Source organism: Labilibaculum manganireducens (assembly GCF_963665805.2).
In the GTDB taxonomy this organism is placed as follows: Bacteria; Bacteroidota; Bacteroidia; order Bacteroidales; family Marinifilaceae; genus Labilibaculum; species Labilibaculum manganireducens.
This window is the reverse complement of record NZ_CAXXEE010000003.1, coordinates 1,266,928-1,282,254: the sequence shown is the minus strand read 5'-3', so window position 1 is coordinate 1,282,254 and position 15,327 is coordinate 1,266,928. Positions and strand designations below refer to the sequence as shown.

General features: G+C 36.6%; 6 protein-coding genes. 1 reads left to right on the top strand and 5 read right to left on the bottom strand.

The window, feature by feature from the left end; translation table 11 throughout:
* Window positions 1–212 precede the first annotated feature (212 nt).
* The 3 genes from galB to ACHZAX_RS04800 form a co-directional block, all read right to left on the bottom strand.
* The gene (gene galB, locus ACHZAX_RS04810; protein WP_320018236.1) at window positions 213–2,966 is read right to left on the bottom strand and encodes a beta-galactosidase GalB; all 2,754 of its coding nucleotides are present in this window, start codon (window positions 2,964–2,966) and stop codon (window positions 213–215) included.
* A 129-nt stretch (window positions 2,967–3,095) separates the two neighbouring features.
* Window positions 3,096–5,984, bottom strand: coding sequence for a glycosyl hydrolase 115 family protein (locus ACHZAX_RS04805; RefSeq protein WP_320018235.1), 2,889 nt, complete (start codon window positions 5,982–5,984; stop codon window positions 3,096–3,098).
* 171 nt (window positions 5,985–6,155) lie between these two features.
* Window positions 6,156–8,300, bottom strand: coding sequence for an alpha-glucuronidase family glycosyl hydrolase (locus ACHZAX_RS04800; RefSeq protein ID WP_320018234.1), 2,145 nt, complete (start codon window positions 8,298–8,300; stop codon window positions 6,156–6,158).
* Between the two features lie 340 nt (window positions 8,301–8,640).
* Between ACHZAX_RS04800 and ACHZAX_RS04795 the strand changes: the two genes are divergently transcribed.
* Window positions 8,641–12,717: a hybrid sensor histidine kinase/response regulator transcription factor gene (locus ACHZAX_RS04795; protein ID WP_101309054.1), complete on the top strand. Its 4,077-nt coding sequence runs from the start codon at window positions 8,641–8,643 to the stop codon at window positions 12,715–12,717.
* Window positions 12,718–12,795: 78 nt separating this feature from the next.
* Here ACHZAX_RS04795 and ACHZAX_RS04790 read toward each other — a convergent pair whose 3' ends face one another.
* Window positions 12,796–14,094 (bottom strand): class II aldolase/adducin family protein, encoded by a 1,299-nt coding sequence (locus ACHZAX_RS04790; protein ID WP_320018233.1) that lies wholly within the window; start codon window positions 14,092–14,094, stop codon window positions 12,796–12,798.
* 60 nt (window positions 14,095–14,154) lie between these two features.
* A complete protein-coding gene (locus ACHZAX_RS04785) occupies window positions 14,155–15,309 on the bottom strand; it encodes an iron-containing alcohol dehydrogenase (protein WP_320018232.1) in 1,155 nt (384 codons plus the stop codon).
* Between the last annotated feature and the right edge of the window lie 18 nt (window positions 15,310–15,327).

Genomic DNA, 15,327 nt, shown 5'->3' with positions numbered 1-15,327 from the left:
AGCTAAGCTTCATTGAATATGAATATAAACTCTCATAATTACTCGGAAAATGAAATACAGATATTGAAGGCTAAATTGAATTTCACTCTAACAAAATAATTCCAACATATAAAGATCAGACAATCGTACACTACGCATTTAAACCGATTCTTTACTTCCGAAATACAGCCCGCTAAATGATGTCAAAAAATCCCTTAACTCGATTCGTTTTTCTATTTTACCTGAACAGTCGTTGCAATTTTCCGGATACCTTCTGATTCTGCAATCACTTTAATTGTTCCGGCCTCTCCTTGCTTTGCCTTAACAATTACCAATGCCAGTCCGTTAAATGCTTTGCGTTCATGAGAAGAAAATATTTCCAGATCGGATGGATCTCCATTATCTGTAGCAACAATCTCTCCCGGGCCTTCAATGCTGAATTTTATCAGATTATTTGAACGAGGCACCACAATTCCTTCCTGATCGCACACACTAACTGTAATAAAGGATAAATCTTTTCCATCACCTGTAATATAATTTCTATCCGCAGAAAGTTTTAATTGGCTTGCCTTTCCTGTTGTTTTCACGATCTCTTCAGCCCACTTTTCTCCATTTTTGTAAGCAATAGCTTTCAACTCTCCCGGAGTATATTTCACTTCATCCCAACGAAAACGGTATTCTCCATCTATTTTTTTCTGATGTCCAAGCGATTTTCCGTTTAAAAACAATTCTACCACATCACCTGAAGTTACAACATGTACCGGAGTGAGCTTTCCTACTCTTTCGGGCCAGTTCCAGTGCGGGAAAATATGTACCATTGGTAAATCAGGGCGCCATCGTGCCTGGTAAAGGTAAAACCTGTCTTTTTTAAAGCCTGCCAAATCGATAATTCCTGAATACGAACTGCGTGAAAGATAATATGGTGTTGGTTCGCCAATATAATCCCAGCCCGACCAAACAAATTCACCGGCAACATAGGGGTGTTTATCCTGAGTAGCGAATACCTTATCGGCCGACGAGCCAAACGGAGCAGTATACAATTCGTAGGAACTTACATATTTCGTATTAGGATCACCACCAGAACCATCCATAGCAGGTGCACTGCTTCCTGCAAATACCGGAAACAAATAAGTTCCCCGGGTACTTAATGCTGATGCCGTTTCACTACTCACAATAAGCTTACCGGGATATTTCTCATGGAAATCTGGATAAAGCGGATGTGTATGAATTCCTTTCATCGCAACATAAGCGGGTGCATTCCGAATCCCTTCTCCCTGATAATTTAAACTGATTACATCCGGCACTTCAGAAAACGGCATATCTGGTTTTGCAAAATTCATAGATGCCGTTGCAGGTCGTGAAGGATCTTCCTCTTTTACAATATCGCGTAAACGTTTTGAAATTGAAGCGCCTTCTTTATCTGTATATTGTTCTCCTACTTCGTTGCCATAACTCCACATGATAACTGAAGGGCAATTTCTGTCTCTGCGCACAAATGCGCGTGTATCCTGCTCATACCAGTCCGGAAAAATCAGATGAAAATCAAGCGGTGTTTTCTTTCTTTCCCATACATCAAAAATCTCATCAACCACCAAAAATCCCATTCTATCAGTCAATTCAAGTAATTCAGGTGCCGGAGGATTATGCGACAAACGAATAGCATTACAGCCCAATTCATGCAATATTTCCAACTGGCGCTCAGCTGCACGTTTGTTAAAAGCAGCTCCCAAAGCTCCTAAATCGTGATGCTGATTTACACCTTTAATTCTTATTGCTTCTCCATTCACCACAATACCCTTCTCTGGATCAAACTCCATGGAGCGAATACCAAATCGGGTTTCATAAGTATCGATAATCTTTCCCTCTTTTTGTATTGAACTTACCGCCAAATACAAATTTGGAATTTGTGTTGGAAGTGGTCCCCATAAAGCTGGTTTGTCAATTACTACAGAGTTTTTAATTTCAGTTTTTCCCAAAGCGGAAACTATAACTTTTTCCGGAGAAAAACGGGCAACAGGATCACCTGTTTGAACACCATTTTTGTCCAAAGCATAAACAGTTGTATTCACTTCAATATGGGCTTCAGACTTGCTGTCATTATCAACAGTTACAACTAAATCTACTTCAGCTGATTTTTCGGAAACATTGTGAGTTGTAACAACTGTTCCCCACTGACCGACATGAACCGGATTTGTTTTTGTTAGCCAAACACTACGGTACAATCCTCCACCAGGATACCATCGGGCAGAGTTGGGTGGATTATCAATTCGGATTGCCAATTGGTTCACTCCACCGGGAATAATGTAAGGCGTTAAATCAACCTGCCAGGAATTATAACCGTAAGGCCATCCTCCCACCAAATTTCCATTTAACCATACAATTGCATATGACATAGCACCTTCTATTTCCAGAAAAATTGATTTTCCGGCATCATCAGATGAAATATCAAGTTTCCTGCGATACCATGCTACTCCATGACTCGCCAAACGTCCCATTCCTCCTCCAACTTCAGACTCCCAACCTTCCTGAAATGGTTCTTCAATACCCCAATCATGAGGTAAATTCAATTTTCTCCAGGAACTATCATCAAAATCAGCCTGAACAAAAGGAAAATCACTTCCAGGATTTCCTTCCGGACGAATGAGACGCTTTTCAGAATCCTTAATAAAATGATTTCCTGTTGGTAAAACCCAAGCTTTCAGTACAGTTTGCTTTGCATCAACACGAACCGCTTCTGTTGGTTTCGAATCTGCAACCTTATCATCCTTACTATCGTTCACTTCAGGACGCACATCATAAATAAGACTATCTGCATCTGCCTGCGAAGCATACTTAAAAAAATACCAATCGCTGTTGATTAAAATCCGTTCACGGGAATTTGTTTCGCTATTTTTTGTTTTCGAACATGACAGGAAAATTGAACATCCTAAAAGCACAAAAAGGCTCCTTGCTATCCAATTCTTAAATGATCTTATATTTGCTCTCATACTCTTTTGTTTTTATGTTGATTGTTTAACTCTTACTATCAGCATCTCGTTTTCACCTACAAAACTTTATATCCGATACTATTCTGCAAAAGGATATGCTCCAACAAATACTACATTAGTTAGTATTCATTAGTACAATTTACTCTCAGGAGGTCCCAAATAAGATGGTTTGAGTCCACCATTATCAATCATCAATTTTTGAAGCACAATTCCCGGATCAATCAACCAATATCTTACAATATGGGTTTCTGTATTATTCAGTTTGTGCTTTGACTTTCTTACTAATTTATTATCGGATACCGCTGTACACCACCATTCTGCATAATTCCAATCCTTACCTGCACAACCTTCATGCAGGTTAATAATCTGAGGTTCTTCATCATCTACAGATACCGCATATTTTAATCCGTCTTTATTCTTAAAATCCTGCGTTGGTGCCAAACACATGAAAAGAGTAATGGAATCATTTTTAGGTTTGTTAAGCAATGTGAATGTATATTCCAAATGTGAATTGTCCTTACTAAACTCCTGATAACCTTTATTTACCGGCAATGATGTTACACCTCCTTTTGTATTCCCCAAACCATTTATCACTTCCCAATCAAATCCCTGACTGGTACTGCTTGAATTAAAGTCTGCAGCTTCAATACTTACCACTCCATCGTTCTCAATAAATCCTTGTAACTTCTTTTGATTCAGATCAATTTTATCTGCAATAACGCCTAGTTCAATCACCTGACCATTAGCAGATACAGAAATTGTTCCTGCTGAATTACCGACAGGAAGCTGATCCCAGTTAACAGAAACAAAATGTCGCTCTTCCTCTTTCAAATTATTTTCACATTCACTGATTTTCATCCACTTAGGAGCTTCAATTTTATAATCTATTGCTCTTTTTCCAGTATTGAAAAGCTCAAAATAAATTTCCTGCTGATTGATATTATCGAAGATTGAAAGATTCGCAGTAGAATCATGCTTTGTCCAAATTTTATCTTTCCCTTCAATCTTTATACAAAGCTGTCCTACTTCCGGCACTTTCAAATAGGTTACCTGAGGCATCGTATTACTGTCCGGCTGGTTCCAATATGTATAACCAATATGCTGCTGTGCCATCATATGATTCCACTTACCATCTGCTAATTCCGTATGAAACTCAAGAGTAAGCAACGAATCACGTTTAAAAAGTTCAACTACTTTATCAGCCATCAAGTTAGTTGCAGCTCTTTTTTCTTTGGCATACTGCTTATTTTTAGCCACATACCAATACATTTCATTCAGATTGGCACAAATGCTTATTGGAAAATAAACCAACTGATAAAAGGCATCTTTTTGATCCTCATCTATGATATCATAAAGACTTTTAGCTCTTTGTGCTAAACGATTGTAATCCTCAACTACTTTTTCAAATTCCCGGTAATGAATCAAACTATAGGTACGATCGTCCAATAATTCAGGTGTGCGACGCCTGTTATATTTTGTATATAAATCCAGCAGTTCAGCGATTTCTTTTGCATATTTTCCAGAGAATTGTTCTGATGCCCAATTCGTTGTATATTCTGATAATTCATTTACAGTAACCGACTCAGGATTCCATGCATAGTCGAAGAAAAATGAAATAGGTAACTCCATTGGTTTCAAGTCACCAACATTCACAATCCAAATGCGATCAACTCCGTGTTCATAGGTTAATCTCAATTGCTCCCAAACCCGTGGTAAGGAATTCGTATTGAGCCACTTGTAATTACGCGGACCTCCAACATAATCAAAATGATAATACATACCGTAACCTCCCGAACGTTCAGCAGATTCTGGTTCCGGCAATACCCTAACATTTCCCCAGTTGTCATCACAAAACAATAGTGTAACATCATCAGGTACTTTCATTCCCTTGTCATAATATTCCTGAACTTCTTTGTATAAAGCCCAAACCTGAGGTGTTTCATTAGCAGGCTTCTGAGTTACCTCTTCTATAATTTTTCGTTGATTGGCAACGATATCTTCCAGTAGTTCGATGTTGGTTCCTTCTTCCATGGCTTCGTCGCCATCTCCTCTCATAGCCAGAGTAACAACACTTTCCTTATTCCCCATTCGTTCAATTCCCTCTTTCCAGAAAGCATCCAACTGATTTTTATTTTTTTTATAATTCCATTTTTTTCCACCGTATGGTTTCCATTCTGCATGTGCTCTCATCATCGGTTCATGGTGCGATGTGCTCATCACAATCCCATATTCATCTGCCAATTTAGCATTTAAAGGATCATCACTATTAAAACCAGCCCACCACATAGCAGGCCACAAGAAGTTGCCTTTTAAGCGTAAAATCAATTCGAAAACATGCTCATACATTTGATGATTGAATCCGCCGTAATTCTCAACCGCCCATCTTCCCAAAGCTGGTTCCTCATCGTTTAAAAAAATACCGCGATATTTAACTTTAGGTACACCCAAATTATATCTGCCTGGTTTAATAAATACCTCGGAATGCTTTTTTACAGGTACATCAGCCCAAAAATACCAAGGAGAAACTCCCATTTTACGACTAATATCGAACATGCCGTAAATTGTGCCTCTTTTATCACTCCCGGCAATCACCAAGGCTCTATCAACATTTGGTAAAGGATTCTCAACTACTTCAATTAAACTATTATCCCATTTCCCCTTTACATCATCTGCGATTAACTTACCAGACTTAATTAATCCGTCTATCAATTGACTTTTTCCAATTGTTCCTATAATAATAGCAGTACCCTGAGGATTTTTTCCAATATGCAAAGGACTAGTTACTCCTGTTACTTTTCCGATGTCTTTTTGAAATAATTCAGCGACTTTGATTACACCTGAATAGTCTTTATCATCAATATATATGGGAGTGCCTTTTTGAGATTTTACTATCGGGAAATTGTTCTCATTTACTGAAAAAGACACAAGTTTATTCTCACTTAATTCCTTCCCAGTATCATTTTTACAAGAGATTATACTGAACAAGACAATCAACTCTAACACAATAAATCTTATCATATTGATTTTATTTGTTTTTATCATTAAACTGAAACACATCACCTCGGGCTGCATAAATTGGCTGTTTTCACTCACAATCTCAGCTGAAGTTCAATAAAACTTAAATTTCTAAAGTCCTTCTCCAGTCATTTTAAAAAAAACATTTATCATCCATTTGGTTATTGTTAATCATTAATTATGGTGAGTCTTTAAAAATTTAAGTTCCTTAAGATCTTCCAATTTAGATTTAGGTTGATCCAGTTGAGAAGGAATTGGTCTGTGAGAGAAAGTTTGAAAATAAAGCAAACACGCATCCCTCCACCAGATAGCTTCCTTTAATTGTATTGCTAATTTATTTTGCACATCATTAAACCTATTTTTATCTACTTTTGATTGAAGAGAATTCCAGGTGCATTGAAAATATTTTACCTGTTCAACTCCCATGCTGTATCTGTAACACAATTCTGACCATAAATCTCTGCCATTAATCAATTCATAATTCCATGGTAAATGATGAAACCACAGCAAAAGTTCTTCCGGGCAAAGTGCAGGATCGTTATAAACTGAAAGCAAAGGTTCTGCATACTGACTGACAGCATTACTTCCGCTTGATGATCGGTTAAATCCAACACCTATGCTATCTGCCTTATGGTAATAAGTTGGCAACCAGTCTGGTCTTGCTCCGGAAATCTCACACCAGGGTTCCGGACCATAATGATGGCCCCACCCCATTAAATGATGTAATCCCAGTGGTGTCATATAATTTACGGTGGCTTCTCTCGATTCCATCATGACACCTGACATTTGATTCAAAAAATCCTGATCGTGTGAAAAGGTTTGCATTAACCACTCCTTTGCAATTTTCCGGGCAGATAATTGATGATTCCAGGCCAAACGACCAAAAGCATACCAATTGGCCTGAGCAAAATGATGTCCGCACCAATTACTGTCTAAACCGATATTAGCTACTCCGGCAACAGCGGTTATGGAGTCATCGTAAACAGATCCGTCAGTAATCCGGGATACTGTTGAGTTTCTTCCATTTGTGTAGGTATCTGAGTTTAAAAACTCCTTAAACAGTGTTCCCAAATAAACCAAGTGATCCGAAAAACCCAAATATTCTTGTGTTATCTGTAATTCCGGCATCAGGGTAGTGTGCTGCATTGCACCAAACAAAGGACTGAATGGCTCTCTGGGCTGAAAGTCAACAGGACCATTTTTCACTTGAAGGATTACATTCTTGCGAAATTTTCCGTCGAGAGGTTTAAATTCATTGTAAGCCTGCTTAGCGCGATCGTTTCCGTTAGGATTGTAAACAAAAGCACGCCACATTATAATTCCACCGTAAGATTCTAAAACATCGGCGAGCATATTCGCTCCATCAGCATGAGTACGCCCAAAATCCTGAGGTCCCGGCAGTCCTTCCGAATTTGCCTTCACAACAAAACCTCCAAAATCAGGAATCAGAGAATAGATTTGTTTTGCTTTATCCTGCCACCAGATTCTTACATCCTTATTAAGAGGATCTGCTGTTGTAAGCCCACCCAGAACAGAAGGAGAAGAAAAATTTATGGACAAATAAACCTTAATCCCATAAGGACGAAAAATATCAGCCAACGTCTTTACTTTTTTAAGATATTCAATACTTAAAACAGCCGGATTTGCATTTACATTATTCAAAACGGTTCCATTAATGCCAATGGAAGCATTTGCCCGTGCATATTCTATATATCTGGGGCTTATTTTTTGAGGCAAATCCTTCCATTGCCAAATTGAATGACCAGCGTATCCTCTTTCAACCGTGCCGTCTAAATTATCCCAATGATTCAGAATTCTTCGTTGGTATGATGGTACTTCTACAATGTCAAAATTTGCTTTATGTGTATTATCAGTTTGTAAGTATCTTAAATAATGATAGGTACCATATAATGCTCCTAAATCTGTATTTGCAATAATAATGGTCACATTATTGCCTGTTGTTCTTATGATATAACCGTCATTCCCTAATACACTCAACTCTTCTTTCTTAAAGTAAGATGATAAATCTTTTTGGCTGGATGTGCCAACGCATAAACCATTTGAATTCAATCGGCTTACATCCTTCACCTCCCTATTATACAATTTATTAAGACCACTTTTGAGTTCTTTGTGAATGATGGTAAAAGTTGGAGATGATTGTGGTATCCAAATAAAAGATGGGCAGGCAAACGACGCGCTTTCAATCGTTTCCATATGTGTAAACCACAATTCTGAACCATCCAATTTATTTTGACCTGAAGCCCATTGCGTTCCAGTAATAAAATACAAAAATATGATCAAGAAATATTTAGTAAGCATATGTATCGGTTTTGGCTTTATTAAAATATATTTTCGCAATTGCTAAAAACATATTAGGGTTAACAAATCAGATTCTTTATTTTTATCAAATTCACTTTTTTACCTCAGCCATAGAATATGGCATTAAGCATTACAAGTGTTAATTTCTTTGGACTACAAGATACATATAGTCTCTTCTTGAACTAAAACACTCTTGTTACCAACTATTTTCTGTTAGTTACTGCGAATTACATATTTGTTACATTATCTTTCCTATTGGTTACATTGTGCTGTAAGGCTTAAATTAAGGCTTGTAATTTTCACACTCTTTAGTATTTTTTAATATTTTTAGACACCGTTAATGAAAACTGACAAAACTATGCGCCCGAAACAATATCTCACTCTTCTTCTTCTCTTATTCTCAATATCCGCTTTTTCTCAAAAAAAAAAATTATTCGACTATAACGAAGGGTTATCCAATAGTCTTATTAATAAGGTTTACCAAGATCATTTAAATTTTTTATGGATCGCTACCGAAGATGGATTAAATCGATTTGATGGAATCAAATTTAAGTCGTACGCAAATAATATAAATTTTAGCAACTCATTAAAAAACAACTTTGTAACTGCATTAACTGAAGATAAAAAGGGAAATTTATGGGTTGCTCAAATAAATGGATTGCAAATATACAATCATGAAACAGAATCTTTCCATGAAATAGAATTAGCTCTGTCTCATCAAAAAGATCATCTGTTTATATCCTGTATGATAACATTATCAAATGGTGACATTTGGTTGGCAACAACAGGGCATGGATTGATTCGAATCGATAAAAACACCCTAAAACCAGATTATTGTGAAAAGCTAAATGAACAATTTGGCAAACATAGTCTGATAGATATTTTTGAAGACAAAGAAGGAATATTATGGATCGCTTCCAACCAGAGTTTAAATTCTTTTGATCCGGACACGAAAGAAATTAAGAATTTCACCTTATCCAAAAACAATCAAACATTCTTCTTGAACAAAGAAATTTCATGTATCTGTGAAGGAGATCAGGACATTATATATATAGGGTTTTTAAACGGTGGATTAGCTCAATTAAATAAACAAACCGGAGTTGTAAAACCAATCAACTGTGCAAACCAAAATGAAGACAATCTTCCGGTAAAAGATATTCTTTTTGATTCAAAAAACAGGCTGTGGGTAGGAACAGATGGTTTTGGCTTAAAGCTATTGAACAAAGAATCAAATCTATTGGAAAACTATACCACCGTGAATGCCTCTTTCGATTTTTTAAAGAGTAAAATTCATTCTATTATTGAAGATAAAACTGGTAATATTTGGTTGGGTATTTTTCAAAAAGGCATTTATTTACTGCCCGAATCACAGGAAACGTTTAAAACCTATGGGTATAAAGCCTTTGATCAAAATAGTATCGGGTCGAGCTGCATAACGGCAATTGACGGAAATGGCAAAGAACTTTGGATTGCAACAGATGGAGATGGCCTGTATTATTTGAACCGATCAACTAAAAAAGTTAAACACATCCCTTTAAAAAATGAAAGTGGAATTTTTGTTGGAGAGAATATTCTTACTCTGTATAATGATACAAACGACTATCTGTGGTTAGGCAGATATATTAATGGTCTTATCAGATATGATAAGAAAAACGGAAGCTTTAAGACCTTTACTACTAAAAAGAACAACACTTCAGGTAAAACTTATAATAAAATCACGTCAATCACAAAAAACAAGCAGAACGAATTGATTATAGGAACCTTAGATGATGGCATATGTAGGTTTGACACTCAAAAAGAATTGTTCTACGACGGACTAGACATTCCCAAATCGCTGAATGAAAAAATTCCTAAATGGATTCTTTGCGTTTACATTGATAAAGCTCAAAATTTATGGATCGGCACCTACGTAGGACTCTTTCATATTAACCTAAAAACAAAATCACTAACTCAGTATTCGAAAGAAAACGGACTGCTAAAAAATAACACCGTCGACTGTATTCTTTCCGATAGTGAAAATAACATATGGGTTGGTACCTACGAGGGATTGGTGAAAATAAACGGTGATAGCTCCAGCTTTTATGATATCAACGATGGCTTATGCAACAATGTGATCTGTTCAATAGTTGAAGATGAATACAACCAATTATGGATTGGAACACATAACGGATTGTCCAGATTCAATCCAAAAGATGAGTCTTTTACCAATTATTATTCCTACGATGGTATTCAGGCCAATGAATTCTCGAGAAATGCGGCTTTTAAATCGGATAAACAAGAACTGTTTTTTGGTGGTATAAATGGAATAACGCAAATCAGCAAAGATTATGCAACTATCAGCAGGGAAGTAAGAGATGTAATGCTTACTGAATTTTTAAGTTTCGATAAACCGGTGAAAATTGGTGATAAATCGGGTAAGCATGTTATACTGGATAAATCAATAGTTCTTGCAGATACAATCAGGCTTCGCGAACAGGATAATGTATTTTCGATTGGATTTACTTCAACGGATTTTGCCAATCAAACAGCTGTTTCTTACGAATATTTAATGGAAGGCTTTGATTTAAGCTGGAACGTAACCAGCTCGACAAATAAAAGGGCTACCTACACCAATTTAAATCATGGTACTTATACCTTTTCGGTGCGTGCCGTTGATAAAAAGAACCTGTCAACGCCAAGAAAACTTACCATCATTATCTTCCCTCCCTGGTATAAAATGATTTGGGCAAAAATTTTATGGACTCTGTTAATCGGCTCTTTATTCTATGGAATATTTATGTTATACATGGAGAAAGTAAAACGCCTGAATGCGGAAAAAGTGAATGAAATGAAAATGCAGTTTTTCATCAATATATCTCACGAAATTAAAACCCCTTTATCGTTAATATTAGATCCCTTAGAAAAATTAATCAAACAAAATTTTGATGAGAAAAACTCAAGACTGTTCTTTATTATGCAGCAAAATGCCAATAGAATATACCGTTTGGTTAGCCAAATGATGGATGTGAGACGAATTGACAAAGGACAGATCCTTATAAAATTTCAACAAACAAACATCTACAGCTTTATTAAGGAGATAGCTCAATCTTTCGAACTGTTAGCCAACGATAAAAACATATCTTTCAGTATAACTACCAGCGATCCGGATATTGAGGTATGGATAGATCCTCTGAATTTTGAAAAGGTTGTTTTCAACCTATTATCAAATGCTTTTAAATTTACACTTTCAGGAGGTGAAATAGAATTAAGTATTACAAAAGAAACCATTGGAAAAGGAAATCATCAACATGAACAGGTAAAAATAACTGTCAGCGATACAGGTGTAGGACTTAAGGAAAGTGAAATTGAGCGAATTTTTGATCGCTTTTACCAAGTTTATTCTCCGGATACAAAACAATCAACAGGTACAGGCATTGGTTTGCATCTTTCCCGTTCATTGGTTAGTTTACACAAAGGTAAACTGTTGGCCGAAAACCGTAATGACCAAACCGGGAGTCGATTCATTATTACACTTCCTCTTGGAAATGAGCATCTTTCCCCAAAAGATCTTATCACAGAAAAAACAGCTTTTCAGGCTCCGTCGCATAAATATATTTCGCAGGTATCAAAAGAGAACATCCAAACTCCTATTGATAAAAGTGTAAAACGCAAAACCAATTACAAGATTATGATTGTTGATGATGAAGTTGACATCAGAAACTATCTGTACAATGAATTATCTGCCTGTTATAAAGTAGTGGCGTGTGAAAATGGTAAAAAAGCTCATGAAATTTTATTGGACGAAAAACCAGATCTAATTATTAGTGATATTATGATGCCGGAAATGGATGGTATCACTTTGTGCAAAAAAATAAAAACAAATATTCTAACCAACCATATTCCTGTTATTTTACTTACGGCACTTTCTAAGGAAGAAAATGAAACAGAAGGCATTGAAACGGGTGCCGACATGTATTTGGTAAAACCTTTCAAAAGTGAATTTATCCTTAAAATGATTTCTAATATTTTAGAAAACCGGAAAAAGATATATAGCAAATTACAGACTAAGAAAGAGCATGAAATAGAAAATATAGAAATAAAATCGCACGACGAAATATTGATGCAAAAAGTAATGGCAATTATTAAAGATAACATCTCTAACAGTGAGCTAAATGTTGAAATGCTGGCCGATGGTGTTGGAATCAGCAGAGTACATATGCATCGAAAATTAAAAGAACTAACCAATCAGTCGGCCCGTGATTTCATCAAAAACATTCGGATGAAACAGGCAGCCTATCTGCTTACAACAAGTAAAATTAACATCGGAGAAATAGGTTATGCGATCGGGTATTCCAATTTATCACATTTTTCAAAATCTTTTAAAGCTTATTATGGTGTATCACCTAAAGAATATTCATCAAAGCAACACGAGAGTTGAAAAATCTTAATTCATTTTAATAAAATAAAAAAGATGAACCGTTGAGTTCATCTTTTTGCTATATAAAACTAATTCAAATTAACTTAAGAATTTCTTTCTCAAATCTTCAACCTGCTCATCATTAATAGGAACCATTTTGCCAAGAGGAGCACCAATCACTAAAGATTTAGCACTAAACTCAGCTACTTCCAGTCGGTCGAATGCCTGCATCATAGAGCCACCAGTTACCAAAAATGAGTTGTTTGCAACCAAAACAGCAGGAACTGTATCGCAAATCATTTCGGGAATTGTAGTATTCCCCTGAAATTGTGTTTCAATTGGCAAACAAGGTACATCTTGTAAGAAAATCCAGCTTTCTGGTATCGTTCTTACATCAAATTTAACGCCTGTTGTACCGTAAGCCATTAAATAGGGAGACTGAGTAATAATGATTGTATTCACATTTGGATTTTGCTCATAAATCATCTGATGCAACTTGGTTGAACGGCTTGGTGTTTTGCCTTCCTCCGGTTTACCATCTTTAATCTGAACAATATCCTCAGTTTTAAGATCCCATCGGGCTATTCCTGTTGGAGTAATCAAAAAATCGTTTCCTTCGGCACGCATCGAGATTGTTCCAAAAGAACTGATCATTAAATTTTGACGACAAGCACGGTGAACAAATTCAACAAGCTCCGATCGAAGCGCTTTTTCGATGCTTGTATTTACCACATTGGTATTACAGTCTTTAACTTCGGGCATTTGAGCTTCGTAGGCTTTAATTTGCTCATCGGTTAAGTAAGTTGGATTCCCAATTCCCTTAGCGTTAATGATGGTCTGACAGCAGAACTCCAATGTTTCAAAACGAGTATAAGCATCCAGCATATCTGTACCACCCAAAACAGTACCGTGATTTTCCATAATTACGGCCATATAATCGCTGCCAATAAATTGTTTCGCGATTACTGCTCCCAAAGCCTCACTGCCCGGCAATTCATATTCTGCATAACCTATTTTTCCGCATACTTTTTTAGCCTGAGGAATAATATTGGTATTTGGTATTTCACGAACAATACTAAAAGAAACCAATGCCGGCGGATGCGCGTGAATTACTGCTTTTATTTCAGGACGAGCATCATATATTGCCTTGTGAAAAGGATATTCCGACGAAGGTTTGTGCTTGCCAACAATCGATCCATCCTTTTTTACACAAATAATGTCATCTTCGGTCAATTTGCCTTTATCAATAGCCGATGGGGTTACCCACATGTCGCCATTTTCATCCATGATAGAAATATTCCCTCCTGATGTGGTGGTCATTCCATCTCTGTAAATTTTACCAATAACTTGTGTTAACTGAGTTTTTGGATGTAATAAATTCGGATTAAAATTTTTCATCATTTTATAAGTTAGTATCAAGACGCAAATATCAAGACACAAGATTTAAATAATTTCTTTTTAGTATGCTGCTTCGTAAATCTTAATGGTCTCTTCCAAGGAAACTTCTCTTGGGTTACCTCCAGTACAAACATCTGCCATCGCATTTTTCGCCATCGCTTCAAAGTCCTTCGGATCAACATTCAATTCTTTTAATCCTGCAGGAATGCCAACATCTTTCGACAATTTTTTAATAGCTGCAATAGCCGCTTTCTTCTTTTCATCTACCGACATGCCGGTTGTATCAGCACCCAAAGCTTCTGCTACCTTACCCAATTTTTCGCCACATACCTCTGCATTAAATTCTTCTACATAAGGCAAAAGAATTGCATTACAAACACCATGAGGCAAATCGTACATTCCGCCCAGCTGGTGAGCCATAGAGTGTACATAGCCTAATCCACAATTTGAAAATGCTTGTCCGGCAATGAATTGTCCCCAAGCCATTTTAGTTCTTGCTTCAATATTCTGTCCATCTTTTACTGCATCCCTTAAACTACTGCCGATTAGCTCTATCGACTTTAATGCAAGCGTATCTGACCATTCAAAAGCACCTACAGTTACGTAAGCTTCAATTGCGTGAGTTAAGGCATCCATTCCTGTTGCGGCTGTTAAAGAGGCAGGTTTATTTAGCATTAACATACTATCATTAACTGCAATATCTACCAAACAGTTTTTATCAACCATCACCATTTTTACTTTACGCTTTTCGTCGGTGATCACATAGTTGATCGTAATTTCACTTGCAGTACCAGCAGTTGTATTGATTGCAATTATCGGTAAAGATTTCTTTTTTGAAACATGAACTCCTTCATAATCTTCAACAGAACCACCATTGGTTGCTAAAATACCAACAGCTTTACCACAATCCTGAGGAGAACCACCGCCTAAGGTAATGATACAATCACATTTATTTTCTGTTAAAATAGCTAAACCTTCCTTTACGTTTTCGGTATTTGGATTTTGCTTTACACTACTGTAAGTCACATAATCCAGGCCAGCTCCTTTTAGTACATCTTCCACTTTTTCTGCCACACCAATCTTCACCAAAACCTCATCTGTTACAAATAAAGCTTTTGTAAAACCTCTGGCGGCCAGTTCATCTTTTAATTCCAGTAAAGCATTTGGGCCTACCAAACTTAAAGGTGGTAAGTAAATTCGTCTGCAAGTATTCATTTTTGTTTATTTTGAGAT

Coding starts and splice junctions, on each gene's coding strand:
- galB (WP_320018236.1), bottom strand. CDS start 2,966: ATGAGAGCAAATATAAGATCATTTAAGAATTGGATAGCAAGGAGCCTT.
- ACHZAX_RS04800 (WP_320018234.1), bottom strand. CDS start 8,300: ATGCTTACTAAATATTTCTTGATCATATTTTTGTATTTTATTACTGGA.
- ACHZAX_RS04790 (WP_320018233.1), bottom strand. CDS start 14,094: ATGAAAAATTTTAATCCGAATTTATTACATCCAAAAACTCAGTTAACA.
- ACHZAX_RS04795 (WP_101309054.1), top strand. CDS start 8,641: ATGAAAACTGACAAAACTATGCGCCCGAAACAATATCTCACTCTTCTT.
- ACHZAX_RS04805 (WP_320018235.1), bottom strand. CDS start 5,984: ATGATAAGATTTATTGTGTTAGAGTTGATTGTCTTGTTCAGTATAATC.
- ACHZAX_RS04785 (WP_320018232.1), bottom strand. CDS start 15,309: ATGAATACTTGCAGACGAATTTACTTACCACCTTTAAGTTTGGTAGGC.